The organism is Bradyrhizobium sp. UFLA05-112 (genome assembly GCF_053572325.1).
Window position 1 is genome coordinate 1 of record NZ_JBANBK010000035.1, and the last position, 25,182, is coordinate 25,182.

The 25,182-nt window shown below is 58.3% G+C and carries 19 protein-coding genes and 1 pseudogene; 10 read left to right on the plus strand and 10 right to left on the minus strand.

The genetic code is table 11. From position 1 onward, the window contains the following. Positions 1-234: 234 nt before the first annotated feature. From SO180_RS20845 to SO180_RS20860, 4 genes are all read right to left on the minus strand, one after another. Positions 235-1,818 carry a radical SAM family RiPP maturation amino acid epimerase gene (locus SO180_RS20845; protein WP_449380714.1) on the minus strand — a complete coding sequence of 528 codons (1,584 nt, stop codon included), beginning with the start codon at positions 1,816-1,818 and terminating at the stop codon, positions 235-237. Between the two features lie 82 nt (positions 1,819-1,900). Further along, positions 1,901-2,278 carry a Nif11-like leader peptide family natural product precursor gene (locus SO180_RS20850; protein WP_449380715.1) on the minus strand — a complete coding sequence of 126 codons (378 nt, stop codon included), beginning with the start codon at positions 2,276-2,278 and terminating at the stop codon, positions 1,901-1,903. 734 nt (positions 2,279-3,012) lie between these two features. Continuing rightward, positions 3,013-3,174 (minus strand): hypothetical protein, encoded by a 162-nt coding sequence (locus tag SO180_RS20855; protein ID WP_449380716.1) that lies wholly within the window; start codon positions 3,172-3,174, stop codon positions 3,013-3,015. Between the two features lie 222 nt (positions 3,175-3,396). Then, entirely contained in the window at positions 3,397-4,434 is a 1,038-nt protein-coding gene (locus SO180_RS20860) for a cytochrome-c peroxidase (RefSeq protein WP_449380768.1), read from the minus strand. Positions 4,435-4,908: 474 nt separating this feature from the next. On the opposite strand from SO180_RS20860, the gene SO180_RS20865 reads away from it, so the two are divergent. From SO180_RS20865 to SO180_RS20895, 7 genes are all read left to right on the plus strand, one after another. After that, on the plus strand, positions 4,909-5,586 hold the full coding sequence (locus SO180_RS20865) for a lytic polysaccharide monooxygenase (protein ID WP_449380717.1): 678 nt from the start codon (positions 4,909-4,911) through the stop codon (positions 5,584-5,586). 359 nt (positions 5,587-5,945) lie between these two features. Next, complete coding sequence (locus tag SO180_RS20870) at positions 5,946-6,557, plus strand: TetR/AcrR family transcriptional regulator (RefSeq protein ID WP_449380718.1); 612 nt, start codon at positions 5,946-5,948, stop codon at positions 6,555-6,557. A 479-nt stretch (positions 6,558-7,036) separates the two neighbouring features. Beyond that, on the plus strand, positions 7,037-8,524 hold the full coding sequence (locus SO180_RS20875) for an efflux transporter outer membrane subunit (RefSeq protein ID WP_449380719.1): 1,488 nt from the start codon (positions 7,037-7,039) through the stop codon (positions 8,522-8,524). Beyond that, positions 8,521-9,636, plus strand: coding sequence for an efflux RND transporter periplasmic adaptor subunit (locus SO180_RS20880; RefSeq protein ID WP_449380720.1), 1,116 nt, complete (start codon positions 8,521-8,523; stop codon positions 9,634-9,636). The genes SO180_RS20875 and SO180_RS20880 overlap by 4 nt, the downstream gene beginning before the upstream one ends. Positions 9,637-9,665: 29 nt before the next feature. Next, positions 9,666-12,722 (plus strand): efflux RND transporter permease subunit, encoded by a 3,057-nt coding sequence (locus tag SO180_RS20885; protein ID WP_449380721.1) that lies wholly within the window; start codon positions 9,666-9,668, stop codon positions 12,720-12,722. 1,076 nt (positions 12,723-13,798) lie between these two features. Then, the gene (locus SO180_RS20890) at positions 13,799-14,077 is read left to right on the plus strand and encodes a helix-turn-helix domain-containing protein (protein WP_449380722.1); all 279 of its coding nucleotides are present in this window, start codon (positions 13,799-13,801) and stop codon (positions 14,075-14,077) included. Between the two features lie 4 nt (positions 14,078-14,081). Beyond that, positions 14,082-15,374: a type II toxin-antitoxin system HipA family toxin gene (locus tag SO180_RS20895; RefSeq protein WP_449380723.1), complete on the plus strand. Its 1,293-nt coding sequence runs from the start codon at positions 14,082-14,084 to the stop codon at positions 15,372-15,374. A gap of 324 nt (positions 15,375-15,698) precedes the next feature. On the opposite strand, the gene SO180_RS20900 is transcribed toward SO180_RS20895, so the two are convergent. Beyond that, complete coding sequence (locus tag SO180_RS20900; protein WP_449380724.1) at positions 15,699-16,607, minus strand: LysR family transcriptional regulator; 909 nt, start codon at positions 16,605-16,607, stop codon at positions 15,699-15,701. Between SO180_RS20900 and mhpA the strand changes: the two genes are divergently transcribed. Together mhpA and SO180_RS20910 are read left to right on the plus strand one after the other, a co-directional pair. Next, a complete protein-coding gene (mhpA, locus tag SO180_RS20905; RefSeq protein WP_449380769.1) occupies positions 16,606-18,279 on the plus strand; it encodes a bifunctional 3-(3-hydroxy-phenyl)propionate/3-hydroxycinnamic acid hydroxylase MhpA in 1,674 nt (557 codons plus the stop codon). The genes SO180_RS20900 and mhpA overlap by 2 nt on opposite strands. Beyond that, positions 18,252-18,722, plus strand: coding sequence for a hypothetical protein (locus SO180_RS20910; RefSeq protein WP_449380725.1), 471 nt, complete (start codon positions 18,252-18,254; stop codon positions 18,720-18,722). The genes mhpA and SO180_RS20910 overlap by 28 nt, the downstream gene beginning before the upstream one ends. Here SO180_RS20910 and SO180_RS20915 read toward each other — a convergent pair. The 4 genes from SO180_RS20915 to SO180_RS20930 all read right to left on the minus strand — a co-directional run bounded on the left by SO180_RS20915 (position 18,692) and on the right by SO180_RS20930 (position 20,722). Then, the gene (locus SO180_RS20915; protein WP_449380726.1) at positions 18,692-19,078 is read right to left on the minus strand and encodes a hypothetical protein; all 387 of its coding nucleotides are present in this window, start codon (positions 19,076-19,078) and stop codon (positions 18,692-18,694) included. The two genes, SO180_RS20910 and SO180_RS20915, sit on opposite strands and share 31 nt — an antisense overlap. Then, positions 19,075-19,365, minus strand: a complete 291-nt coding sequence (locus SO180_RS20920) for a type II toxin-antitoxin system TacA family antitoxin (RefSeq protein WP_449380727.1) — start codon at positions 19,363-19,365, stop codon at positions 19,075-19,077. The genes SO180_RS20915 and SO180_RS20920 overlap by 4 nt, the downstream gene beginning before the upstream one ends. Positions 19,366-19,578: 213 nt before the next feature. After that, the gene (locus SO180_RS20925; RefSeq protein ID WP_449380728.1) at positions 19,579-20,073 is read right to left on the minus strand and encodes a nucleotidyl transferase AbiEii/AbiGii toxin family protein; all 495 of its coding nucleotides are present in this window, start codon (positions 20,071-20,073) and stop codon (positions 19,579-19,581) included. Then, positions 20,048-20,722 carry a MerR family transcriptional regulator gene (locus SO180_RS20930; RefSeq protein ID WP_449380729.1) on the minus strand — a complete coding sequence of 225 codons (675 nt, stop codon included), beginning with the start codon at positions 20,720-20,722 and terminating at the stop codon, positions 20,048-20,050. Before SO180_RS20930 ends, SO180_RS20925 begins: the two co-directional genes overlap by 26 nt. Before the next feature lie 551 nt (positions 20,723-21,273). On the opposite strand from SO180_RS20930, the gene SO180_RS20935 reads away from it, so the two are divergent. Next, positions 21,274-21,483 carry a hypothetical protein gene (locus SO180_RS20935; RefSeq protein ID WP_449380730.1) on the plus strand — a complete coding sequence of 70 codons (210 nt, stop codon included), beginning with the start codon at positions 21,274-21,276 and terminating at the stop codon, positions 21,481-21,483. Between the two features lie 1,378 nt (positions 21,484-22,861). On the opposite strand, the pseudogene SO180_RS20940 reads toward SO180_RS20935, so the two are convergent. Then, positions 22,862-23,713 (minus strand): annotated as a pseudogene (locus SO180_RS20940) (type II toxin-antitoxin system HipA family toxin); the annotation flags it as partial. Positions 23,714-25,182 lie beyond the last annotated feature (1,469 nt).

Here is a 25,182-nt window from a genome sequence, read left to right on the forward strand (position 1 = left end):
CTCCCTACGTTCCCGTCCAGCGGCGGCATTCTCATCTTGATTGACGCTGCACTCTCACTTTGATCGCCGCGCCGCAGGCCCGGCAGGCAGCCAGTTCGTTGTTTTGGATGAAGAAGCGCCAGGCCACGATCATCAACCCCGCGTTGGACATCCTCGGCCTTGCGCTTGATCGCCTTGCGCTGGTTTTTCAGCCGCGCTCCGCGACTTGCGAGATGGCAAGATGGTGCAGCTCGTTCAGGGCGATGTGGTCCTCAATAGGAAGCGAAACGATCCACGCCCGTGCGAGAGGCCCGCGTGTTTGGTCCCTTCGATGCGGCTCGTTACGTCGTCGCTGGTCTGCCACGCCAAGCGGTCATCAAGGTCCTCTTCGATCACCCCGGCTGCGTATAACTGATCAAGCAGGTCGGCAACTGCAAGGACGCTCGTTCCGTCGGTCGTGACCCGCATCACCAGCTCCGAGGCTGTGCAATTGCCGTACGCGATTTGATGACCAACGGAAGTTGGAGCGACATCGTCGAGCACCTGGTGTTCCATGTTGCGTGAGCGTAGATGGAAGGAGCGGTCTCCCGCTTTGTATTGCAGGTCGCTGCGGAAGCGGATCGGCAGGTCGGGGGCGGGGCTCTCGGACATATGCTGGTCGATCATTCTCTGCAGTCCCTCCCGGAACTCGTCAGGCGTCCTGAAGAAGCGTTCACCCACGATACGGTAGCCGAGAGGCCAGCGTTCGCTACCCGGCACCGGCGTCACCAGTCGTAAACGTCCCTGGGGCATATTTACCAGGAAGCCGGAAACACAGGCGATCGTCGTCTGGTCGCGCTCCAGCAAGGCGATTGCATCATCTTTGTTGCCAACCCTGAGCTTCTCCTTTCGCTCGCGCGCCCGCCCGGTGAGAGCCTTTGCGATCGGCGCCTCCTTGCCTTGCAGGATAAGTTCGACCCCCATCAGCTCCTCAGCCGAAAACGCCGTGTGTATCTGATTGAGATGTCTTGTGCACAACACGGAAAAACGATTCGTCGTAGTGCCATACCGGTTGAAAAGCTCGAGCACGCGCCTCGTGAGTGCCTCATCCTTGAGCGGCGCGGCCGTCGTTGTTTGCGGTAGAGCGCCCGTGATCTGATAGTAGTCGAACAGAAAGCGGTCGTAGTGTGGGTTGTCCATAGGATCAGTTGCCCAATAGCAGAAGCCAGTACGGGCTGCCGAACCAAACATCTCGGTCGCAATACCAACCACGCGACGCCAAACCTGTGCATGTTCTTTGCTGTATTCGTAATAGCCCTTGAAGCGATCTGCCGACAGGCCACAGAACCAGCAGCCGACGCTGCAGCCTTCGCTCAGCTCAAAAGCGATAATGGGGTGCGTAAACGACGGGGCCGATCTGCCCAATTCGTCGTCGCAGCGCCGGATTTGGCGTTCGCGCCAGGCATGAAAGCGCGGGTTGATTGTCGACATCTCGCCTCTGTTGCGCAGGAAGTCCCGATGGTGCAACATCTCGCGGGTATACTCGTCCCACATCTTAGCCAGCGGCCACGGGGCAGAATCCGACTTGAAGCGGTATTTAAGGTGGTCAGCGCGCCAGAGCGGCAGTATTTCCATCGGGTCAACTTCGATGCCGTAGCGTTCTGTTACCGCTCGAGGCGCATCGACGCTCTCCGAAAGCGCCCTGCGGAACTCCATATCGCCGGCAAGCCGCTCCATGAAGCGCTTGATGTGTGACAACGTGCGCCATTGCTCGGGGGTGCGGCGGTCGAAAAACTGTCGGCAGTGTTCGCCCTGACGGTACCGGTGAGCCGTCGCTGCATTTTGGAGGACTGACGGCATGATCCCCCCTGACGAAGTTTGCTTTCATCTCTCTGCGCACTTGGCTTCAACCGAACCAACGCGGCGAGAGCTAAAACTTACGTCACTCTACGACCACAATAACAACGACAACGACAAGAACGACCGCGGCGAAGCTCGGGGCCATTTCCGGGACTTGCACGGTGTTCATCGGTACGACCGTGGAGCTAGCCAACGCAGTGCTCTGTACAAGGCTCGTCGACGTCGCAACGCTCGAACCTTGCTTTCGGCCTGCAATCGCGTCGACCTTCTCAGTTGTGAACTCCCCTCGGTTAGGCAATGGGATGCAACTTTTCACCTCATCAAGCGTGATGTTGTAGCCGAGGCGGTTTCCCATCGCCACAATCGGTGCAAGTCCCGTGGCGCACGGTTTGAGGTTTTCAAGCAGACGACCGTTTTGCCCTAGATCGTCGACGAATCTCTCTACGTCAGTTTGCGACACAGCTAATCTCCGCGCGCCTTTTCCTAATGTTGCCTACCCATCCCTGCTGCCCTTACAAGCGATGACGTCGTAAACAAAGCAAGCGGCGTGCCGGCCTAGAATATTCTGCGCGGGTCGTTTGGTCGTACGTATTGTCAACTTGCAGACATGTTGTCTCCAACCCCACAATCGGGTTCCTCTAAAAATTGGCAAACCGAAGTTCTTCGCTCAGCAATTCTACGTGGTCGGCAGCGCAGTTGCGGATCCCGCCAGTCGTTTTCCTTCCGGGACATAAGGCGATCCGCGCCGCTCGAATCGGTATCGCTTCGGCCGATGCCTGGGGCCGCACGGTCAACGTAAAGCGACAGTCCGATCCTCTCATGCCAAAGGCTCTTGGACAGATCGCCGCAGCGGTCTGGGAGGATGTAAAAACCGGTAGCGCGAGGATCGCGTTTCAAGCTCTCCTGCCCGTGCACATCATGCTTTGCATATCGCGGCGCATGTCGGTATGGCGTGTTCCGACCCAATCCCTGACGCAGCCCGGAATCGGGATCATGCCCGTCAGAGAGGCTCAGGATCTGCAGCGCCTCACTGCAGACCAGAGACTGAAGAAGTACCGGGCGGCGGCCGCTGGGTAATACCGAGAAAATTGATTACGAAGCGCTAAGGAAAGGCGGCCACGATCCGGGGCCAACATTGCTAAAAAGCCAGGAGCACACATTCAAGATCGTGGTGGGGATTTTCGCCTCGGTTTCTCATTCGTTCGTTTGCTGAGGCCGATCGAGAAGATCAAGCGCAGTACCTATCTGCTCGAGCTGACGCTCAATGTTCTCGCGCTGCTCTTCGTCTTGGGTGGAATCAAGTTGCTCAATAAGCTTCTGCTTTCGGACCAGCAGATTTTTAATGACCGTCGTCATCTGATCTCCGTTACAGCTCGCGATCCATCGGCGATGCCTCTTTTTCCTCACCTTTGATCCAGCGCGTCCGCCGGCCGCGGTAGGAACCGTCGCGATGCTGAGAGACCACTTCGACAGGTTGGGCGGCGTTCAGGGCTCATGGTCGCTGCTAGAGCCGGCAGCTGCGCCGCAAGCAAACCGTAGAGAGGGCGACCTGACCATAGTGTACAGATAAGAACGACACTATTTGCTTAAAGAGGGTGGAGGCGTTTCCTTTGTGCGCGTTGGCAATATCGGATACTCGATCTTGGGCAGACGCCCGCTCAGTGAATTAAGAAACGCGACAATATCGTTCTGCTCCTTCTCGCTAAGCTTGGCACCGAGCTGGACTTCGCTCATGACTTCTACGGCGTCCTTGAGGCTCCAAACCTCGCCCGAATGGAAGTAGGGCGCCCGCAAGGCAACGTTGCGCAAGGGGGCGGCACGAAATACGTATTCGTCACTGGGCGCCCTAGTGACTGCAAACCGTCCCTTGTCGGCGGCGGGAAGCAGTTTGTTATCGGGCTTTTCGATCACACCAAATGGGAAAAAATCCTGTCCCCCAATATTGATTCCGTTATGACAGGAGGCGCATCCTTTGTCCATGAACAGCTTCAAACCCTTCTTTTGCTGATCATCCAGAGCCTTGGCATCGCCATTTAAGTACCGATCGAACGGAGCCGCCGGTGTCGTGAGGGTCGCTTCAAAGGCCTCCAGCGCTTTGGCGAAATTGTCGAAAGTAACCGGCGGTGTATCATCCGGGAACGCCAGTCTGAACAGATCGACATAGTCTTTCATCGAGTTCAACGTGTTCATCACGTGATCCGCCGTCGCATTCATTTCGACGCTTGCCTGAACGGGCCCTTTGGCTTGTGCCTTGAGATCCGGCGCGCGTCCGTCCCAGAATTGAGCGACATTAAACACGGCATTGTACACGGTTGGCGCCCGACGCACTCCCTTTTGCCAGGCGTGACCGACCGAGGTTGGGCCGGCATCGACCCCACCGGTGCCAAGATTGTGGCAGGTATTGCAGCTAATGATCCCGCTCGCTGAGAGGCGAGGGTCGAAAAATAGCATCTTGCCGAGCGCTGCTTTCGCGACTGTGACAGGATTGTCCTTAACTGCGGGGATCGCCGAGGGGATCGGTTTGAAAATTCGTCTCGCCGCCGTCATTAAATCGTCGTTCGCAATAGCATGAGATGAGACGAGCGCTAGAACGATAGCAATAGACACCTTGCGCATGAGACTTCCGGTTTCTTCGAGGCCGCTACCAAGCAACACGTCTTCGGGAGGGCATCCAATAAGATTGCCGGCCGTCATGCAGAAACTGAGCCAAGCCTCGCGAGCGAATGAATACGTGTTTTCCTGCTCGACGTCGGCTTCGCGACATGTTGGCAGCAGCCCGACACTGGGCGCTCGGCCTCGTACGAAGCGTATCGGTTTGTCCCTTCTTTCGAAGGCGCAAAGCACTTCTCTCACGGCACGCCAATTGCATAATACCCCGACATCGCGGGCCACTTTGGATGCCAGGAGAGCTAGGCGCGGCCCACCAGACGCCGCCGCGATTTGAGGTACGTGAAGCTGCAGGAGCTACGCGCGCCGCCTCGGCGAGGTGCTATTCCGCAACCAGCTGCGCGGCAGGTTGCCTGACGGCGGATAGCAACACAGGTTTCAGCCTTCCTTCAACGGCCAATCCGACAATTCTCGAGGATAACCATGAGGTATATATTTCGACACTGGTCCGGAGTGCTCTTATGCGCCGCGGTGTCGTTGTTCGCTGTTGCAAGCGTGCACGCGCAGGGGCGCCTCATCGAGCCAGCCTCGCGCGTCGTGCTCTGCGCCGAACACAGAAATAAGGACTGTCCAATTAATTTGTGGAGGGCAAACGTGATGGAGAATGGCAAGTTCTTCCCCGCCTTGGAGGGAGGACTGCTAGACCCGATCGCGCCGACTGATGTGCAGAACGCGGCGCCGCCAAGGGACGGCGTTATCGCAGGCAGCAGCGTACGCGGCGATGTGCCTTTGCTCGATGAGCAGACCCCGACGCGCTGGGAAAAAGTTCGGTTACGCCCCGGCGCAAAACAGAAGTTCAGGTGGGAATACAGCGCGGCTCACCTGACACGGCGTTGGAATTACTTCATCACACGGGTGGGCTGGGATTCGTCCTCTCCACTCGCTCGTAGCCAATTCGAAGTGAAGCCATTCTGCACAATCCAGAATCACGGCCAGCCGTTTTGGGATCCGAACGCCAACCTGATGCCCAAGGGGCCCACTGTGCATACGTGCTACCTGCCAAAGCGCACCGGCTATCACGTTATTTTGGCGGTCTGGGAAATCGCCAACAGCCCAATGGCGTTCTATCAAATCGTTGATGCGACGTTTGAGGAACACTAGGCGCGTCGAGCGCCGGCCGCTCCGATTGACGGCGAGGCGGTGTTGCCGTCGAAATGCCGCACTTAGCCGATTTGCACCGATCCACCACAGACAGTCTTTTCCAGCAAGGGAATCGCTGGATAAGCTGATTGCTTTCGACTGTTGAGGGGAGATGCGCAGGGGCGTCCAAAATATGTGTACCGACTAGTTCTATTTACTTCTGTCATGGCGCACGCTAAATCGCATTATGGGCAACGTAATATTTTCCAGGAGGCCCTTTTTCGAACTGCTGAGGCGAATGAATGCAGATGGGACAGAAGGGCAAGACTCCGCAGAAGGCGGTCCGCGCTGGTCGCCCTCCGAAGGAGTTGGCTGCCGAGGTGGACGAGCGCATCCTCAATGCCGCACGTGAGCTGTTCCTGGCACGTGGACTGGCCGGGGTCAGCGTCGGGGAGATTGCGCGCCTTGCTCGTGCCAGCAAGGGAACGATCTATGCACGTTTTTCAACAAAAGAGGCGCTGTTCGCTGCAATCGCGATGCGCAACGCGCAGAAGGTGCGGGAAGGATACGAAAGCGCGGTGCCATCGGGCGACACGCCCGAGGAGCGATTGATGGTTCTCGGGAGCGAGATACTCAAGCATGTCCTGGCCGCAGATAGTGTCGATTTCCTTCGTCTTGCGGCGACCGAAGCGCGCCGTTTCCCTGATCTGGCCAAGGTAGAGCGAATGATGCGCGAACGCGGCATTCATCACACGGCTGGCGTCTTGGAGGACGTGACTGGCTCGAAGCATGGCAAGGCGTGCGCCGCCTTCGCTCCGCAACGCCTGACCAAGACGGCCCAGTTCTTCCTGGATCTCGTCGTCGCACCGCTCGTGATGCGGGCGGTGTTCGGCGAAGATCCCAAACGGCTTAGGGCGCAGATTCGTGGCCATGTGGCGGAGAGGGTTTCGTTCTTCCTCGCGGCCTCCCGCGCCAGTGAGCCCGGTCAATAGCAATCTACGCCGTCCGGCTCTTGCGGGAATTCGCCCCGGGTTCGGTCTTTCACCGTCCACTTCTATTCTGTCGCACCCTTGGCTCTCGCGAGGCCATACGCCCGCACGCCCGCACGCACCAAACGGCGGGGCCCGAACGCTAGCGTTCGCGAATCGGCGGCTTGGCGCCAGTCTTGCTTTTGATTCCCAATCTTTGTGGTTTGCGGGGGCTGACGCCGCCCGGCAGTCAAGGCGCCGGATGTGACACTGCGAGCAAAGCCGGATTTGGACTTGTGGGAGGAATGATGCGGCGATCAAAGAATAGTACCTCGCGGTACGGTTAGTTGACAGGTTAGCGCAATATCGGTACCGAACCGTACGGTTCTATTGTTGGTCAGGAGAGAATGTCGTTTTTCGCTAATCACGTACCTTTGGTGGCAGCACGGCGCGGCGAAAGGAGTGTGATTGCCAGGCATCCCGTCACATTTCGGCTCGGATGCTTGCGCTATTTGGCGGGCGTCGTCGCGCCTGCCTTATTGCTCGCCTCTTGCGCGGTCGGATCGAACTTCGTTGCGCCCGAAGCCCCGGCTGTCGAGCGCTACACGCGGGAGCCTCACGTGGCCGCGACGGACAGCACCAAAACGCTCGGCGGCAATTCGCAGTCCTTCTCGCCAGGGGAGGACATCTCAGGCCTCTGGTGGACACTCTTTCGTTCGCGCAAGCTCACGGCATTCGTTGAAGAGGCTGTTCGGAACCATCCCGATATTCAGTCTGCCGAATTTGCCCTCCGCGCCGCCCGGGAGACTGTGCTTGCCGAACAGGGGGCCTTGTTTCCGCAAGTAACTGGGACCGGGTCGGCAGCACGCGAGCAGGGGGCGCTCTACAAGCTCTTCAACACGTCGGTCGGCGTCTCCTATGCGCTCGATATCTGGGGTGGCACACGCCGGCAGGTCGAGGCGCTCGAGGCGCAGGCCGACTACGAGGCGTTCAAGCTGGAGGCGACCTACCTGGCGCTAACCTCAAACGTGATCACAGCAGCGATCACCGACGCCTCGCTGCGGGACCAGATCTTAGCGACTGAAGAGATCGTCAAGGCAGAGACGGATCAGCTGGCGCGTATCCAGCATCAGTTCGAGATCGGCGCGGTCTCTAAGTCCGATGTGCTGTCCCAGGAATCGACGCTTGCGCAGGCCAAGGCGACGCTGCCCCCGCTGCAGAAGCAGCTCGCGCAGCAGCGCAATCAGTTGATGGCCTATCTTGGGCGGCTGCCGAGCGAAGATCGCGGCGAGCATGTCATGCTTGCCGAACTGCGTTTGCCTGGACGGCTTCCAATATCCTTGCCTTCGGAGCTCGTCCGCCAGCGTCCGGACATCCGTCAGGCTGAGGCGACGCTGCATCAGGCGACCGCGACCGTCGGTGTCGGTGTCGCGAACCTTTTGCCGCAGATCACGCTGTCCGGCAGCTACGGTGCAAGCGGAACGGGCAAGCTGTTTTCGCCCGGGACGATCGTCTGGGATGCGACCTCCACCATCACGCAGAAGGTGATCGACGGTGGCGCCCTCTATCACACCAAGGAAGCCAACGTGGCGGTCTTCGAACAGGATACGGCCGCCTATAAGAGCACTGTGATCACTGCGTTCCAGAACGTTGCGGATTCGCTGCGCGCGATCCAGTACGACGCCGCGACGCTAAAGGCGCAGGCGGAAGCCGAGAGGGCGGCATCCGACAGCCTTGCGATGTCGATCGAGCAATTCAAGACCGGCGCAGTCCCCTACGCCAACATCATCACGGCCCAGCAATCCTATCTCAACGCGCGGATATCGCGCATCAAGGCGCAAGCGGCGCGCTTCGCCGATACCGCGGCCTTGTTCCAGTCGCTTGGCGGCGGTTGGTGGAACAGGGCCGACCAGGCCGCCTATGCCTTGCCTCGCGCTAATCCCGGTTATTTCGCCGGTCCCACCCGCTCAACCCAGGAAGCAGTGCGATGACCAAGCGCATGATGATCATGCTGGCCGTGATGGCCGTCCTGTTCGGCGGCCTCTACGGATTCCAGATCTTCAAGGACATGATGATCCGCAAGGCCATCGGGGCCATGACGAACCCGCTGCAGACCGTCTCCACGGTGGTTGCTACGACCAAGCCATGGCGATCCACCCTTTCCTCTGTCGGCTCGCTCCGCGCCGTTAACGGTGCCGATCTCGCGCTGCAGACTTCCGGAATCGTGCAAAGTATCCAGTTCAGTTCCGGAAACGAGGTGGCGGAAGGCCAGCCGCTGCTGCAGCTCGTCGCGACCGACGACGTCGCCAAATTGCAATCGCTGCAGGCGACCGCCGAGAACTACGCGATTGTGGTCAAGCGCGACGAGGAGCAGATCAAGTTCAACGCCGTCAGTCAGGCCACGCTCGACAGTGACAAGGCCAATCTGAAGAATGCCAGAGCCCTGGTCGACCAGCAGAAGGCCATCGTCGAGCAAAAGACGCTCAAGGCGCCATTTGCCGGGCGGCTCGGGATTCGAGCCGTCGATATCGGCCAGTTTTTAAGCGCCGGGACGACCATCGTAACCTTGCAGAGCCTCGATCCGATCTACGTCGATTTCTTTCTGCCGCAGCAGGCGCTGGCCTCGATCGTCATCGGCCAGGATGTCACCGCGACCGTGGATGCCTTCCCCGACGAACGCTTCTGGGGCCAGATCTCGGCGATCAACGCCAAGGTCGATAGCTCCAGCCGCAACATTCAGGTCCGGGCGACTATCGCGAACAACCCCGCGCGGCTGCTCCCCGGCATGTTCACCAAGGTAGAGATCGAGGTCGGCAAGCCCGAAGAAATCGTCACCGTTCCGCTCACGTCGATCGTCAACAACGCCTATGGTGACCTGGTCTATCTCGTGGACAATGTGCACGACGGGCAGGGCGCCGCGCGGCAGATGTTCGTCAAAACCAAGCCGGCGAAGGGCGACCGCATCGCCGTGACCGACGGCATCAAGCCCGGCGAGACCGTCGTGATCGCGGGCCAGATCAAGCTTCGCAATGGCATTCCGGTGAGGATCGACAATTCCCACATTCCGCTGACCGAGGCGGCGCCGACAATCGTCGACCAGTGAACGCGGCACGAGCAGTAAGAGCCGATACGATGCGCTTCACGGACATCTTCATCCGTCGCCCGGTGCTGGCCCTTGTGGTCAGCGCGCTGATCCTGTTCCTCGGACTGCGGTCGATGACCTCGTTGTCGATCCTGCAGTATCCCCGTACCCAGAACGCGATCGTTACCGTGACAACAACCTATGCCGGCGCGGATTCCGACATCATCACCGGCTTCATTACCACGCCGCTGGAGAACGTGATCGCCCAGGCCAACGGCATCGACTACATGAATTCCAGCAGCACCACCGGCACCAGTACCATCACGGTGAACCTGAGGTTGAACTACGACCCCGGCAAGGCGATGACGGAGATCAATGCCAAGGTCAATTCCGTCCTCAATCAGCTTCCGGCCGGCACCCAGCAGCCCACGCTGACGCTGAAGGTGGGCCAGACTATCGATGCGATGTACATCGGGTTTGCGAGCGATGTGCTTGCTCCCAACCAAATCACCGACTACCTGACCCGCGTCGTGCAGCCCAAGCTGCAGGCCGTGCCGGGCGTCCAGACCGCCGAGTTGATCGGAGGCAAAAAGTTTGCCCTGCGTGCCTGGCTCGACGCCGATAAGCTTGGCGCCTATGGCCTGACGGCGAGCGACGTCTCCACCGCGATGTCCGGCAATGATTATATCGCCGGCCTCGGTTCGACGCGGGGACGGCTCGTTCAGGTTGATCTCTCGGCCACGACCAACCTTCATTCGCTCGAGCAGTACCGCAACCTCGTCATCAAGCATGTGAACGGCGCGATTGTCCGACTGAAGGACGTGGCGAACGTGACGCTCGGCAACGACGACTATGACAGCTCGGCCAAGTTCAACGGCAAGACGGCCGTCTACCTCGGCATCCAGGTGGCGCCGACCGCGAACCTGCTCGAGGTCATTAAGGGGGTGAAGAGGGTCCTTCCCGACATCAGCGCGAACCTGCCGAACGGCATCACCAGCGAGATTCTCTATGATTCGACGGAGTTCGTGAACAGTTCGATCGATGAGGTCGTCCATTCCCTGGTCGAGGCGGTTGTCATCGTGACCCTTGTCGTCTTCCTCTTCCTCGGCTCGTGGCGGTCGGTGCTGATCCCGGTGATCGCGATCCCTCTGTCGCTGATCGGCACCTTCACACTCATGCTGCTGATGGGATTCTCGATCAATCTCCTGACGCTGCTGGCCCTGGTACTCGCGATCGGGCTCGTCGTCGATGACGCCATCATCGTCGTCGAGAGCGTCCATCGCCTGATCGATCAGGGCACGCCGCCCGTCGAGGCGGCAATCCAATCGGCCCGCGCGCTCGGCAGTCCCATCATTGCAATGACCGTCGTCCTGATCGCGGTGTACGTTCCGGTGGGCTTCCAGGGAGGTCTTACGGGCGCTCTGTTCACGGAGTTCGCCTTCACGTTGGCCGGGGCGGTCACTGTGTCGGCAGTCATCGCGCTAACCCTGTCGCCCATGAACTGTGCCTGGCTGCTGCGCCGGACCGAGCGGGATGCAACGAATTGGGAGGCGCGCCTGGTACGCAGGATCGATCACGCGCTGGAGTGGCTGACTGCTGCCTATCGCCGCCGCCTCGAATCCATTTTTGCCACTAAGGTCGTCGTGGTGGTCTTCGCGCTGCTGCTGCTCGGCAGCATTCCCTGGCTCTATGCGAATTCGAAGAGCGAACTGGCGCCCGACGAGGATCAAGGTGTGATCCTTACAATGACCAATTCGGCGCCCTCGGCCACTCATGAGCAACGCCAGTTCTACGAGCAACAGCTCTACGACCTCGTCGCAAAGCGTCCTGAAACGGGGGTTGTCTTCCAGATCGACAGCCCCGCGCAGGCTATCGCCGGCTGGGTGCTCAAGCCGTGGGACAAGCGTACTGTGTCCACCGGTACACTTCAGTTCGAATTCCAGGAGCTGCTGAACGGCATCGCGGGCACGCGTTCGGTGGCGTTCCAGCCGCCGCCACTGCCGGGCAGCAACGGCCTGCCGATCCAGTTCGTCATTGGCACGACGGGCTCGTTCAGCGAGCTCGACGAGGTTGCTCGGAACTTCATGGCGGAGGCGGTCAAGACCGGGCAATTCATCTTCCTCGACGACGACCTCAAGATCGACAAGCCGAAGAGCACCGTCGTGTTCGACCGCGACAAGGCCGGCGATCTCGGCCTGAAGATGAGCGACCTTGGTGGCGCGCTGGCGACCATGCTGGGCGGCAATTACGTCGAGTATTTCAGCCTGGATGGCCGCTCCTACAAGGTAATCGCGCAGGTTCGGCAGAACGACCGCCTCACCGCCGAGCAACTACTGAGCTACCAGATCCGCACCAGCAACAACACAATGGTGCCGCTGGCGACGGTCGCCCACCTCGAGAATAAAGCCGCTCCGCAGGCGCTCAACCATTTCCAGCAGATCAACGCCGCGACCATTTCCGGCGTGGCGATGCCGGGCGTTGCGATGGGGGATGCGCTCGCGACCTTGAAGGCTCTCGCCAAATCCCTTCCAGCGGGCTACTCGACCGACTTTGCAGGCGCCTCCCGCCAGCTCGAGCAGGAATCGGGCGGCTTCGTCACCATGTTCCTGTTCGCGCTGATCATCATCTATCTTTCGCTTTCCGCGCTGTTCAATAGCTTCCTGGATCCCCTCATCATCCTGATATCGGTACCGATGTCGCTCGCCGGCGCACTGATCTTCATCAGCGTTGGCATCGGCGGCGCAAGTATCAACATCTACACTCAAGTCGGGCTCGTCACCCTGATGGGTCTCGTCAGCAAGCACGGGATTTTGATGGTGGAGGTGGCGAACGAGTTGCGCGCCGAGGGCAGGAGCCGCACGGAGGCCATCATCGAGGCGGCGACGATCAGGCTGCGGCCCATTCTCATGACGACAGCGGCCATGGTGCTGGGCGTGCTGCCGCTTGTCACGGCAAGCGGTGCCGGCGCGGTTTCCCGCTACAACATGGGCCTTGTGATCGCCACGGGCCTATCGATCGGAACGCTCTTCACCCTGTTCGTGGTGCCGGTGGCCTACTCGCTCATCGCCCTTCGCGGGCGGGAAGGCATAGCAGAGGCTTCGAATTGAAGCATTCTGGTCCGGTTGTGCGCCGGAGAGCTGCTGAGGACGGATAAGGGGTCCAGCCTGGCATTTGGGTGTTCATCGAGATGCCTTCAGGTTAATGCGTTGTGCTGCCGGGCTTACTTGAGATTTGGCGTCGACATGGAAGGGGGACCCGGGACCCGGTGCTCGTTACCGGCTTGGTGTCCGCCGCTGGCAGATGCCGTGGTTGATGTCTGGCAGCTCCACGATCACGGCTATAGGCGCAGCAACTGGGCGGACCTGCGATCTCGTGATGTGTCCCCGGCTCCGTACCGACGCCGATGATCATTTGTACTCTTCTAATCGATCAAAGCCCGCGCTCTTTCCGACCCCCCGCATGAGGCCCGGCGGGAAAGAGCTGGGGCAGGACGCCATCCCTTGCCGTCGGCGCATGGATTTCCAACGCCCTCCACCAGCAATTGGTGACGCACGTGTTCGTCGTAGGCGACAAGCACCTCGATTCGGATGTGCTTTTGGCGTCAATGGCAGCCTGACCCGTGAAGTCGTCCGCCAGCCGTCCTGTCATGCTACAAGGTGATCCATAGCCCGCAGCGCGACGGTGTTGGCCTGCAAAACGGAAGTCATCAGACCACCGTCTTAGGCAGCCATGGCGCAACTTCGCGGTCGCGCTCGTGCGACCAGATCAAATTACTCCCGTCGGCCCTAATCCGACCGGTACGCAGCGCCCCCCTCTTGTGAATGCATGCAGCGGTTGCAATTTTTGCGGTCTGGTTGCTGGCCACGAATGGAGAGATCGAGGGCGACGATTGCCGCACCGAACGGCTACGACTGCTGCTGTTGCTGGTGCTTGCTGACGATGACGGATCCGGCGGCGACCGACAAAGAGGCGTTCCGGGCATTCCCGTGTTGCGGCGGACGTTAGTTAATATTCCCGATCGGGAACTTTTCTAAAAAATGGAATGTCTGTTACCGATCGGGAATATTTTAGGGGAGTCGCGGGGTCTTTGTTCCCGATCGGGAATTTTTGGATCACCCACTTGATTTTATTCCCGATCGGGAATATTTAGGCTTTTGGTCTCTGAAATTTACCGATCGGGAAGATGGCCTCAATCACAACATCCCAAGAGTACGGTGCATTGATTCGCCAGAAGCGTAAGGCTCTAGGGCTGACTCAAGACGAGCTCGCCGAACGCTGCGGCGTTGGCGTGCGATTTATCGTGGATCTGGAGAGCGGAAAACCCTCCTGTCAACTAGGCAAGGCATTAACCGCCGCCGCCGAGGTTGGATTGCGGTTGGGGGATGTTCCAGCATCCGTCGGTCAGACCCTCGCGCCACCGGACGAAGACGATCCGCTCTCCCACATCCCAACGTTCAAATGACCCCATGCCCGAAATCTACTTTGACCGACTGAAGGTGGCGACGATAGCCGTTGCGAACGAACGCGTCCAAATGCGTTACGAATCATCTTGGCTAACGCGACGCGGAGCCTTCCCGATCTCTCTCTCCATGCCGCTCGGTCCGGACCCCGTCGACCACGACAGGATCATCCCCTGGCTCGCCAATCTTCTTCCCGAGAGCCATCTCTCGGAAATCGGACAACAAATCGGTGTAGCTCCTCAAGATATCCTGGGCTTGCTCGAACACATTGGTCGCGATACGGCGGGCGCTCTTGCGATCGGTGCGCCTCGTCCCCAGCGAGACGAATTCCGCCCTGTCGCCAAGGAAGCTGATCTAGAGCGGATCATCAACGAACTTCCGCAGAAGCCCTTCCTCGTCGGCGAGCACGGGGTCTCGATGTCCTTAGCCGGCGTGCAGGACAAGCTTCCGTTAAGCCTTATCGACCGAAAGCTCGCCATCCCTCTCAACGGGACACCTTCGACGCATATCATCAAACCCGACAGCGATCGCTTGCCCGGCAACGTTCACAATGAAGCCTTCTGCCTGAAGCTTGCGGAAATGATCGGATTGGATACCGCCAAGGCAACAACCGGCCGAGCGGGAAAAAGGCTCTACCTTCTGGTCGAGCGCTACGATCGTCTCAAGACGTCGGAAGGCCAGATCGTACGCGTGCACCAAGAGGATTTCTGTCAATTGCTTGGGTACTTCCCAAGCTCAAAATACGAATTCACCTCTCCTTCCGTCAGGAGCGGTCCGGGTCTCAAGGCGTTGTTCGACGGTGCCGCTCGTTTCATTCAGCCAGGTGCCAGACTGGCGCTTATGGATGCCGTCATCTACAACATCTTGATCTGCAACGTCGACGCTCACGCCAAGAACTATTCTATCCTGATAGGTGCGAGTGGGTCGGCGAAATTCGCGCCGCTCTATGACCTTATGTGCGGCGAAGTCTATCCTAAGATCACGAAGCGGCTGGCGCAGGCCCTCAACGGTCGAAGGGAAGGTATCCACGTTCACGGCTCCGATTGGCAGCAACTGGCAAGACAGGTATCGCTGAGCCCAGCTCGAACCCTCAAACGAGTCGAAGAACTTTGCGAACTGGTCAACGCGAATGCCGACGCGGCAAAAGATGCAATCGCATTATCGCCTGTAGGGTCGCACCAAATGCTCGATCGGATCGCGTTCGAAGTGAAGAAACGGGTCAAGCGAATTCGCAGCCAACTATCGAAACTCGATCAATCTCATCCAGATGGACATGAAGAAGTAACGGCCGATAACTAATGAAGTCCGGTCGTCCTCAGACGTTTTGGTGCTACGTCTCAAAATGCCGGCGCTCCCGCTTCCTACGAAGTTGTCCAATAAGAATCAAGCCAAGGACTTGGACTGCACGCTTTAAGTATTAGTCCTTTTTCACAAACGGCCGATGATCGCAGCCTCAGGCCGATTGCGAAAGTCGCCCAGGTTGCTTGATGCGACAAATCAAAGCCGATCGTAGAAAGCTGACATTGTTTTGGTAACCTTTTCGGATGAATTGGCGCGAAGATTGGAGACGAAATATTTGGCTCTCCAATCAAAGTTTAGCTATGCATGCGATGTCGTGTGGCCTCATGCGATGCGGGACGCCTCCTGTAACATGATCTCGCGCATCCAGATGCTTGCCTGATCATTGTTGTGAAGCGCCGGCCATTGCACGGCTTCGCTGAAGGCTGGAAGCGGCAGTGGAAGATCAACGATCCGCATCCGCATCGTCGCCCCGAAATGTCGCGCCAGCCGTGAATGCATGGTCGCGATCCGTTCGGTGCCCAGCAGTAGCGGAGGGATCATGCTGAAGCTCGGCACCGAAACCTCGATACGCCGCTTGTGATCATGCTCGAGCAGGAGCCATGCCTCGATCGAAGGCTTGAGCGTTCGTCCGAACTGCGCCGCAACGTGTCCCATCGACATGTACTGCTCGAAGGTGAGCTTGCGTGAAAGCTGCTTGTTCGTGTGACAGCCCACGCACACCAGCGTCTCGTCAAACAGCTTTGCCTTGGGGTGCACGTCTGACATGTACATTTCCGGAAAGATCAGGAAATCAACCTCGCCGCGCTGAAGTGGCTCGTCCGGTTGGTCGTCAAACGGAATCAGCTCGAATGTGATCCCGGGGGCCTCGCGCGCAACACGCGCGATCACCGTCCGAAAGAACACCAAAGTCATGAAATCAGACAGAATGATCCGGAAGCGGCGGTTCGATTTGGCCGGGTCGAACGTATCACCCTTGGTCACGGAAAGCTGGATGTGCAGCAACGCTTCGCGGGTCGGCGCAGCCAGCGTTTCGGCAAGCGGCGTCGGAACCAGTTCGCGGCAGCGCATCGTGAAGAGATCGTCGCGGAAGTAGGCACGCAATCTGGCGACCGCCGCGCTCATCGCCGGCTGGCTCAAATGGATGCTTCGCGCCGCCGCAGTGAGGCTGCGCTCGGTCATCAGCGCGTTGAGCGCGACAAGGAGGTTCAGGTCGAGACCTTTGAAGCGCATGATGAGGCATCCACGAATAGATATGGCTCATAAACACAATCGATTGTACCCATGCCTCACGGTATCACAAGCTGCAAAAAATACGGGGAGGACATTCATGGCTCAGACCGACTTCGATGTGGCCGTTATCGGCTATGGACCGACGGGCCTGACCGCGGCATCGCTCCTGGGGCAGCTCGGCCACCGCGTCCTGGTCGTCGAACGATGGCCGTCTCATTATGGTCTTCCGCGATTGACGCATATCGATAGAGAGACCGCGAGGCTGCTCAGCTTCGCATGCGACATCGAGGAGGCGCTTAGGGATTCATCGCCGATCGAATCCTACATTTTTTATAATGCAAAAGGAAAGCGGCTGGTCGATGTCGTCGACATCCCCAGCCTACCGATGGGATTTCCTGCGCATATCTCGATTCATCAACCCGATATCGAGGCGGCGATCGACCGCAAGATGCGCAGCTTGCCGAACGTCAAGGTACGCCAAGGGGTGAAGCTCACCGGCTTGAAAATATCAGCCGGAAACGTCGAACTCTCGCTAAAAGCAGGCGACGTCGCGGAAACCGCGCACGCGCGCTACGTCTTTGCAGTCGATGGCGCCAAGAGCTTCGTCAGGTCCGCGCTCGGGATCGAACGCGACGATTCCGGCTTCAACGAGCGCTGGCTCAATATCGACGGGGAGCGCACGCGGCCGCTTCCTCCAAGCTTCGAGGAAACAAAGCAGTATTGCGATCCGGCACGAGGCCACATGTTCCTGCCGATCGGCACAAATCGTCAGCGGTTTGAATTTGCGCTGCTGCCGGACGAGGACACCGTCGAGATGGAGCGGGCGGAGCGCGCGTGGAGAATCTTGAAAAAGTATCACGATGTCGGCCCGGACGACCTTCGGATCATCAGGCAGATCGTCTACACCTTCGAATGCCGGATGGCGCGAAGCTGGCGCAGCGGGCCAGTGCTCTTGGGAGGTGACGCCGCACATACCATGCCGCCCTATCTCGGGCAGGGCGCTTGCTCCGGTATCAGGGACGCCACGAATTTCGCCTGGAAACTCGATCTTGTGCTCCGGAATGTCGCATCACCGGAAATCCTTGAGAGCTACGAGCCCGAGCGCCGTCCGCATGTCGCGCACATCATGCGTACGGCGGTGATGTTGGGGAAAATCGCCAATACACATAGCCGCACGGTAGCGTTCTTCCGTGACCTGGCTTTCCGGTTCAACCTGGTCCCGCCGCCGCCGCCATTTCCTTCCCTTTCTGCCGGCATCATTCAGGATGACCGTCGCGGCGCCCGGGGAAAGGCGGTGGGCTCGGTGCCGCCGCAGGGGCGGGTCAGGATCGGCGATCGAGTTGCAAGGCTCGACGACCTCGTCGGTTACAGTTTCGCGCTGATTGCTGAACACAATCCAGCGGCTATTCTTGGTCCATCGCGGATGGGCTTTCTTAGGAGCCTCGGCTGCCGCGCATTGACGCTCGCCGACGATGCCGGCGCCGGCGTCGAACGCTTGCTCGATATCGATGGAACCTATTCGTCCTATCTGGCCGAAAAGAACGCTGCCGCGATGCTCATCCGTCCGGACACCAATCTGTTTGGCTTTGCCGCCGGGCTGAAGGACGTCGCCGACCTTGTGGAAAATCTCCAGCAGAAACTGTCGTGGCGCACAACGGCATTGGCAGCGTGAACATGACCATATCTGAAGAACAGGCCAAAGAAATCGAGGCCCTGTGCCGGGCGATGTCGCTCTCGCGCATGGTCGACTATGGCATGACGCGCGAGAAGGCACAGCTCGCACATCAGCGGGTGCGCGAGGGGAGGGCCTGGGACCTCGTGCTTGCGGAGATGGCGCAAGAGGAGCAACGCCTTGCTGAGGCAACCAGTGACGTAGCGCTTGCCCGCGAAAGCTGGCACGCCGCTGCCGTGAGCATAATCTTTGCTCAAATGGCCTTTAATACGGATGGCGAGCGAAAGCGGGAGCTCTATCGCCGGATGACCCAGTGCTTCGCGCGCTTTGCTGCGCTGTCAAAATATCCGGCGACGAAGGTGGAGGTGTCATACCGGCAGGGGTCGCTGTTTGGATGGCACTTTCGAGCGGTTCAGGAGCGGAGCGAACCCCTGCAAGCGTGATTGTGTTCGGGGGTATGAGCGGCTGGTCCACGGCCTATCGGTCGATGGCCGAAGCGCTCTGTCTGCAAGGAATCGACTGTTTCCTGGTAGATGCTCCAGGGCAGGGCGAGAGCAGGCTTGAGGGAGACATCCTCGCCGATGACGACGTCGCAAGCGGCAAGCGCCTCGCCGGCGACGATAGTATAGAAGCCGATGACGTCCTGGCCGGCTAACGCAACGTAGGTCTGCGACGAGTTAGATTGTTGGGCCTGAAGAGCATGCCGGATCAAAAAACGATCAAGCTCGGGTTGCCTGCAGGTGAATGGCTCAACAGCGTGGGTGCGATCCAGCTTCTCGATACGGAGCGAATCCTTCACGGCTCGCTTTTCGCATCGAAGACAGACGGTTCACGAAAGAGACGTTCGAGGCGCGAATGCCGGCGGGGAGGCGCATCGAGAGCGGCGATATAGGCATCCCACTTCTTGCCACCAAGCGTGAAGACACGACGATCGGCAAGCCGCTCCTCGGCTTCACTCAGCGCGGTCTCAAGCACAAATTCGCTGACGGATTTGCGTTGGGCCGTCGCCGCTGCCTGCAAAGTCTGCTTTGCTGCCCGGCTCAGCCGTAAATCAAGCTTTTCTGTTCGGTTGGTGCGTTGAACCATTTTCCACCTCTAAAGCCAACGATATCACCCTTCGCCAGACAATGTCACGACAAATGGAGCTTTCCGAGAATTGAACATAGGTAGATATAAATAAGCTATAGCCGCCTCCGAACTCAGACGAAAGCGCTGGGCTGGGCCCTTGATGATTATTTGCCGCGAGCGATTCCGCAGCAGCAGTCAGCATCAAGTCGCGATTTCCTGCAAACGCAACCATCAGGTCACGAGCGCCAGGTTGCCCAAGGATTTCGTCTTGTCGGCATCAGTGGTCGAAAACCAAGGGGGCCGATGCATCGCGACCGGATACTCATGTTGGCGGCGCGAGGTTTGCATCCCGCTTTTGAACCGATTTGGGCAGACATCAAGAGCCGGCAGGTCGGTGAGGTCGACCTCGAATATATCCGTACCGAGGCGTGAGAGCGGGGCACTCACGATGAAGTCAATCTCACCTTCTGCGTAGATCAGCTTCAAATAGTGCGCGGCTTCGTCCCACGTCTGACAATTCCAAACCTCAGTTACTCTTGGTGACATGACGCCGAGATATTGCGGATCGTCGATAAATGCATCGATGTCTTTGCTGAGTCGATGATTAGCATGCAGCATCAGAGCGGTGCCGCCACCCAAAATCCATTCGGGAACAGCCTGACCCTGCTGCTTGAGTTCCTCTAGTCCCACGATGGTCCGACTAGGCAGCTGGCGCCAGTTGCTCAAGAACCGCCTCCAGACGTGGGCTTGCCTCTCCAGTCGCAGCCTTCACTGCTCGATAGGTCTTCACAAGGTCCGACTTGGAAACACCGTGTATCGCGGCAAATTTCAAAATAAGCTCCGGTCGAACGTCCGTAAAGAACGTCGCTACATGGACATGCCATGACCCAGTGCCGCTCGACGCAAGGTGCTTTGCGAGTTGAGCCGCCGATATGACTTTCTTGTAAGGTGCATTGGTAGTGCTTAGAACCAACTCGTCCACCTCTCGGTCAGGAATCGATTGTCGCACCGAATGGCCCATCTCTTCGGACGCTTTTATCTTGAGCACGTCTTCGAGCTTGCATCGGCGATGCTTGCCCTCGTAGCGGAAGGGAAGCTCTCCGGCCTCCATCTTACGGACCACCATGGGGCGCGAAATGCCCAAAATCTTACCCGCATCCCCTGGCGAGAGCTCTCTGTCGATCGGAACAATGGCAACTCCAGAATGCTTCAAGGTCAGCTCAGTAAGCTGGCGCAGCAGTTTGAGCATCACACCGTCGACCTTCAGATCAGCGGATTGCTTGCGAGCAAATTTGCCAAGCTGCCGCGCCACGGCCTCAGCGTCTCGTCGCGCCGCCTGGCCAATCCTTTCGACTTTCGTTTGTGCAGGCGCCACAGCGAGCCTCCATTCGCTCAACTGAAATAACTGAAAATGGTTCGATTTTCAACCTGTACCCGATTTTTTGGTCGGTGCTTGGTTATCTCAGCAAGTCATTGTTGTATCGAGGTAATATCGGGTGAAAAGGGCTTCCGTTGGGCTGGTTCGAGGGGATAATTGTTGGGTCAGCTGTCGTCCTGCGTCCGATGGTCGTGGCCAGGCACGGTAATCTCTTAACGCGTGCACAGGGCCCGAAGTGCGCTCGCATGAAGGCGGAGACCACGGGAGGGGCTCGCTGCCGATCCCAAAATTACTGACCCAACCCCGGGCGATCGGCGGCGCGGCCTAGAGAACGGGTGATCGTGGAAAGCCGCCGGCGCGCTGCGCGTCGGCAGCACGACGTGACAAATAAGCGCCCGGAGGTCGAGAACCAAATCTGCGCATGCCGGATGATCGCGGGAAGCTTAGCCTAAGGCCTATCGAGCAGAAAGACGGCGCATGGCGTTCAACTATGCTCATTATCGCCATGGTTGCATGATATAGACTTGCACGGTTAGCTGGGAACCAGAATGATGAAGAGTGTTCGCAATGCCGCCATGGTAGGAACGTTCGTGGTAGTCGTCGCCGCACAAATCACTTGGGAGTTTGCAAATACCTATCTCGCCTGCACCCTTGCGCTTGTCGCTTCATTCAGTGCTGGCTTTTGCGTCGAGCGCGTTTTCATCAAATGGGCTCATCGCAAGATGACTTGCCTTCACGGCGCAGACTGGGGTGCTTAGACAGCGGTCCTACTGGCGTCGCCGCTCATCCGATGGAGCCGCCACAGCGAAGGTGAGTGAATGATGGTTGATTGTATCGGCGCGAGGTCGATCAAAGTCGAGGTTCTTGATCCAGACGTGCTCGATTGCCCAGTTTGTTGTGGCCGTCCATTTCTCGTCCAGGACAACACCAGCACCTGGCGCCTTCTCTGCGAGGCGTGCGAGCCGTACGGAATGATAGTCGCGACCAGACCGTGCCGCTCGCCACATAAGGCGATAGAACTCTGGAACCGTGACAGTTCGACACCAGCGACAGATTCAGAACTCGCCGAAAAGGCCGAGCGGCGCGACATCTTCGGCTCGGAACCTTGTCTAGAACTAAGTCTCGAAGCGCAATGCGAGTCGTCTATGGACTTCTTTTGTGAGCTGAGAAAAGGATCGCCTCTTCATAACGTTCGGAACAGCAGTACCGAGTCGTTCAGCATTATGCCCATCGACAAGAGCGTGGATGCAGCAGGCCGATTTCAACGTGTCGCTCTATTTGCGATCGCATACGCTAATGACGAATACAGGGTGATGCCCCACAAGGATACAAGGTTCGGTGTAAGAATGTACGACGTGGTCGTGATCCAGAGAGTTTCATCCTAAGAGCCGCCACTCGTGGAACAGATAGCCAGAATGAAGCATGCCTAGGAATGGGTCTCGGCGATGGAGCAAGGAAGAGGACAAACGTCTGCTCCAACTCGCCGCAAACAACGAGGTACCGAAACGGATTTCCATCCTTCTCGAGAGAAGCGAAAACGCTGTCGCTCGGCGGCTCAAGCAATTACGGCCGAAGCTCCCAAAATCCTAGCCACCCTCCTGAATTGATGTCGCAAAGCCCGGGGTCGAAGTCCCGCGCTGAATAGCATGATCCAGAGAATCTCCAAGCCTCGGCGGCAAGCCACAGTCAGGGGAGCAAACTGCCTGCCCGATGGCCCAAGACAATTCCGTAGCCGAGGCCCACGACCAAGCCGACGCCGAAACCCCTTCCGGTGAGAGCCCAAAGTTCTTCGCCGTCCATTGACGAATCGGCGACCGCCACGCGCCGCGCAGGCTCTTCGGAAAGAGTTTCGTGCCTCAGCACAAGCGCCGTCCTCATTGCTATCTCCTTTCAAATGAGAAGATCAGTCAGAGATGCTGCTCAGCCCCTCCCGCAAAGAGAGAAACTCAAGAGTCCGTGCCAACTGCGCAGAAAGGCCCTGGAAATGCCGTTCTGTATTTTTCGACGGCTTGATTGCTAACGAGCTGGCTCGGCGGTCAAATTATGCTCGACAAATGTCACGATGCGGCCGTGCCGGTGCTGTGGGCTCCGGCGCGCGCATGGGATGGGTCGCGCCCTCGGCGATGAAGACGGGCTTCAGTTGGAAAGTTCGGCGAGAACCGCTGGAGCATTGACGAACGCGAACGCATTAAGGAATTGGCGCCCCCAGAGGAAATTGCGGTCGACCTCCGTCAGCGATGCGGCGTCGCATACCTCGTTCCAGGTCCTCTTGATTGTCTTGATTTGGCGAGCGATCAGTTCGACGGCATCAATCTTGTTGAGCAGAAACAAGGGAGCCGCTTCAAGGCAAACGGAAATTTGGCTCGTGCGGTGATTGCCAACAATAAGCATCGCCTGCGTTGTTTCTCCGACCGTCCTGATTTGTGGACAGATGTCGTAGGCAGGCGTCAGCATAAGATCTTTTCCGTTCCAGAACGCCGCGTGATTGCGGGCATGATCGTCCGTGTTGCCGCAAAGGATGTTGAACACCATCCGGCCGTACAACTCACGTAGCGTCTCCTTGGGCGAAGTGAACCGGTGGCGGATGATGGTGGCAAGATCTTCATAGCTTGCGTAGCGCCCCATCATTTCGTCGAGCCCAAGCAGGGTCAGTGCTGACACCATGGCGCGGCGCTCCCATCCGCCATTGGCCCTTTGCCGATCAAAGCGTTCGATCAGCAGCACATCTTTGCCAGCGGCGCGCTCAAGGCTGACGGAAGCCGCAGCAAGCCCCACTTTGGTGGCCAGTCGCATGGCTACGAACTCGGCTTTCACGACATTGTAAAGGTCGTTCTGCGAGGAGAACTTGGCGATGTACTTCGTGCTGTCTGAGGTGATCACTGTCTTGGGCCGGGCGCCGCCGATCGAGCTTCCATGTATGAGCGCGCGATCGAGGTCCTGCGTCAGCGGCTCTCCTTTTTCGACGATTGCCGTTGCGGCCTGAAGCTTCGATGTTTTGATCTATAAATCGACCGTAATGCCTAGAGTGGTTTATTAATGGACCAAGTTGCTCTCCAAATGGTCGGCCGCGGGGAGCCCACCAACAGGTCAAACAAGGTCGCTCTTTCTGGTTTCTAGCTCCTGTCACGACCGCGTTGATCTCAAGGCGGGATTTGAGCGTACCCGGACTGATCGGCTTGCATCCAGGCGGAAGCCCAAGGGTACAGAGCAGCAGTCGCAACTCGGCATGCGCGTGACCACGCTCGGTATTAGCGGGTGGTGCCAATGCGTTGGCTAGCGTTGAGGCGCTTGCGCCGGTCATGGACAAGAGCGCCGATGCTGGGTTTTTTGGGAGACCGCATGAGCCAAAGTTAGCGGAACGCATCGTATTAGGTGCAAAGACGCGGGATGTTTTGGACTCATTGGAGCGATCGAAGCGCCGAAAAAGGTCGCCTTCAGTGGAATCAAATCCGATGCGTGGCGTCGCCGTGAGCGGCATCCGGTTCATCGCTCTGCACCTCATGAACGACCTTGTCGATGTTGTCCGAAGTCCCGCCTTCGTGATGGCTTTTCCGACGCCAGCCTCCGAATTCTTTGCCTCCGAACTGTAGGTTCAACCTCGCTGATCCCAACGCGCGGCGCTCGGCGGCTCCAAAAGCAAACAACCGCGCTAGACGCCTCCGTGGTCCGCAGGAGCATGGCTCGCTCGCAGTCGGCAACGGACATCGTTTGTCCGCTATCCTCCACAGTTTTCGATGGACGATCACCGATGAAAAAGCGTTCTGTGAGCGATGAAGATCTCAAGGTGCGAAGTCGCGAGGCGTCTGCCTGTCACCATGGGACATGGCATCAGTTGATGTCCAGCCACGCCGGTACGAAGGCATCGCGCCCATCGTCGCGCGCTCCGGATGTCTGTTTTTGTTTGCGACAGCTAGTCATATATTTGAGCGCTCCTTGTCACTTCGGCGTTTGAGCTGTTGAGCGGCATGCGGATCTCGGCAGCCAGCAAAAAAGACCGTTCCAGCATGCAGACGAAATCGAAAGCACTCGTGATCGTAACGGGTGAGTGCATTGCCTCGAGGGGTAGCATGGCGAGGATTTTAGAAGAGTTTATGGGACGATAAGAAAGACTGAGCCTGACTGTTGAAAAACAGCTGAAGGCCTTTCGATGAATAAGACACACGTTGGCTGACGATCGTGAGCTTTGCGACAAGTTTGTACGCATTCATTCAGTGGGTGTTCTCATTCGCGCAATAAAAATCGCGTCTGATGAAAAATTACAAAAATTGATTATCTTAAGTGGAGGAAAAATAGTTCGTCTTCGACTCGCGCCGTCGAGAATTCTTTGAGACGATAGATCATGCAACGGTGCCAGCCAGGGACGCTCATGATGCGCAACAACAACGTCGACGGGGTGAGTGATTTGACCAAACCCACGGCTTGTCGATGCTTTTGTGCGAACGTGTGTTGGTGCGGCT